At 57.1% G+C, this 756-nt stretch carries 1 protein-coding gene; it reads left to right on the top strand.

The window, feature by feature from the left end; genetic code table 11:
• Nucleotides 1-92 precede the first annotated feature (92 nt).
• A complete protein-coding gene (locus FN633_RS16370) occupies nt 93-542 on the top strand; it encodes a flavodoxin (protein WP_154058447.1) in 450 nt (149 codons plus the stop codon).
• The last annotated feature ends 214 nt before the right edge of the window (nt 543-756 follow it).

Below are 756 nucleotides of genomic sequence, written 5' to 3'. Positions count from 1 at the left end.
CATGTCCTTAAACGTAAAGCATCGCAGGGGTTGAGTTTGTGCCGGACAGCAGCCAGGATGAAACCTGGCAGTTAGCAACCAGGGAGTGAAAAATGGCAGAGATTGGTATTTTTGTTGGCACCATGTATGGCAACTCATTGCTGGTGGCCGAAGAGGCGGAGACGCTGCTGACCGGACAGGGGCACCAGGTTAAGGTCTTTGAGGATGGGACGCTGGCGGACTGGGCCTATTACCAGGACAAAACCGTGCTGGTGGTCACCTCCACGACGGGGCAGGGCGATCTGCCGGATAACATCGCGCCGCTCTACGCGGCGATCCGCGACTCGCTCGGATTCCAGCCCAACCTGCGCTACGGCGTGATTGCGCTGGGTGACAGCACCTACTCCCACTTCTGCGGCGGCGGGAAACGGTTTGCCGAGCTGCTTGCAGACCAGCAGGCGCAGCGCGTCGGTGAGATTCTGCTTATTGACGCCAGCGAACACCCCGAGCCCGAGACGGAGTCGAACCCGTGGGTTGAGCAGTGGGGAACCCTGCTAAAATAGATCCCATTTAGCCCTCCCGCCTGGGGAGGGCCATAATCTTTTTCCTCTCTTTTATCCCTGACGCTTTTCAATTCCGTGAACTCCCCCCCATCGCCTTGTGCCTATGCCCCAAAGCAGAGTGATAAGCATCCTGAATATTGTGTGCGTGCACGGTGAGCAGAAACTGGCCGCTTCATATACTTTTCTCGCCAGTTATTAAAACGCAGTCCGCAGG

Source organism: Pseudescherichia vulneris (assembly GCF_902164725.1).
GTDB lineage: Bacteria > Pseudomonadota > Gammaproteobacteria > Enterobacterales > Enterobacteriaceae > Pseudescherichia > Pseudescherichia vulneris.
This window is presented reverse-complemented; position numbering and strand designations above follow the sequence as displayed.